The following is a 1,638-nucleotide window of genomic DNA, read 5'->3' as shown; positions in this document are numbered from 1 at the left end:
GGTGATCCGCTGCATCCGTGAACTGCTGCGCCGTAACCCGCAGCTGCCGCCGGAGCGGGTCGAGGAGGTGGCCATCGCCGCCACCACCCAGATCGACACCGTCCCGGCGCGGCGCACGGTCGTTCCTGACGGGCGCGTCCCCGCGCTCCGCCCCGTCCGGAGCGCGGGGACCCCCCGTCCCGGCTACTGCAGGAACGCCCCGAGGGGCGAGAGCAGCAGCCGGCCGAGCCGCGCGGCGTTGTCGTCCAGCCGCGTGCGCTCGCACTCGTGGGCGTCCGGGTCGTGCCGGCACCGCCAGATCCGCTGCGCGTTACGCCAGGCGACGTCGCGCGTGTACTCGACCAGTTCCCCCTGGTACCAGTCGTCGATGTCGCCGTTCAGCATGTCGATCAGCAACTGCCACCGGTCCAGGTAGCCCCGCCGCAGACCCGGGATCTTGTTCGCGAAGATGTTGTTGATCTCCAGGTAGTCGCGGTGCTGGTCGGTGCCGTCGACCGGCTCGGACTCCAGGCTGTCGAAGGTCGTCACCAGGGCGAACGGCAGGTCGTAGTTGATATGCGCGTTCACGCCCGCCGCCGCCGACGGCAGCGGACGGGCGTCCGGGCCCTGCATCCGCTCGAACAGGCACGACCACGCCTGGGGCGTACCGGGGCTGGCGTCCGTCCACAGTCGCATCGCGTCGAAGTAGCGGGCGGCGAACTCGACGTCCAGCCGGGACAGGAAGACCGGGTCGGCGAACCGGTCGTCGTACAGGCCGTTCAGCACGCTCTCGGTGATCGTGAGGTAGAGCCTGTTGAAGTCGGCCAGCGGGCAGCTCTCCTCCAGCGGAGGCAGCCGGACCAGCAGGTCCTGGAGCTTGGTGAGGTGGTCGACCACCGCCGGCACGTCCGCCGGCCGGTCGGCCAGCAGGTCGACGATGTCCCGGTGCACGGGACCCCAGACCGGTTCGGACATAGTCACTCCTCCACGATGCTCCGCGGCACCCCCGTGCCGTCGGCGACGCTGCACAGCCTTCCAGCCGACGACCGAGCGCCGGATCAGTAGAACGACGTATACGTAGCGACGAGCCGGGACCGCGACCGGGCGTCAGGCCGGGCGGTTGCGCAGGAAGATGGCGCTGGCCTGGACGCGGGTGCGGACCTGGAGCTTGTCGAAGATGTGCGAGACGTGCACGCCGATGGTGCGTTCGCTGATGAACAGCCGCTGCCCGATCTCCTTGTTGGTCAGCCCCTCGGCCACCGCCGCGAGCACCTCCCGCTCCCGCGCCGTGAGGACCGCCAACTCGTCCGCGCCCGCCCCGCCCGACCCGGTGACCGCGGCGGTGGACGCACCCCGCTCCTCCAGCGACACCCGGGCCCGACCGGCGAGGGTGCGGATCTCCGAGGTCAGCGGCACCGCGCCGAGACCCTGCGCCACCTGGTACGCCTGCCGCAACAGCTTCGCCGCGGTGGCGCTGCGGCTCCGCTTCGCCAGCAACGCCTCGGCCTGCCGCAGCCGCGAGTAGGCCGCCGGATAGGGATGGTTGCGCCGGTCCCACTCGGTCACCGAACGGGCCCACAGGTCCGGGTCGCTGCCGTCGAGCCGGCTCACCTCGGCCGCGCAGAGCGCCAGGAAACCGTCGACGACGCTGCGCACCGG

The 1,638-nt window shown here is 71.6% G+C and carries 2 protein-coding genes; both read right to left on the bottom strand.

What is annotated here, in order from left to right:
• Window positions 1-183: 183 nt before the first annotated feature.
• A complete protein-coding gene (locus tag AB0I76_RS29490) occupies window positions 184-954 on the bottom strand; it encodes a DUF5995 family protein (RefSeq protein WP_357042291.1) in 771 nt (256 codons plus the stop codon).
• A gap of 132 nt (window positions 955-1,086) precedes the next feature.
• Window positions 1,087-1,638: response regulator transcription factor (locus AB0I76_RS29485; RefSeq protein WP_357042288.1), on the bottom strand; the 552-nt coding region annotated here is incomplete at its 5' end.

The sequence above is a fragment of the Micromonospora sp. NPDC049799 genome, from assembly GCF_040656655.1.
Lineage (GTDB): Bacteria > Actinomycetota > Actinomycetes > Mycobacteriales > Micromonosporaceae > Micromonospora.
The sequence above is the reverse complement of the archived record's forward strand: the minus strand, read 5'-3'. Positions and strand labels throughout refer to the sequence as shown.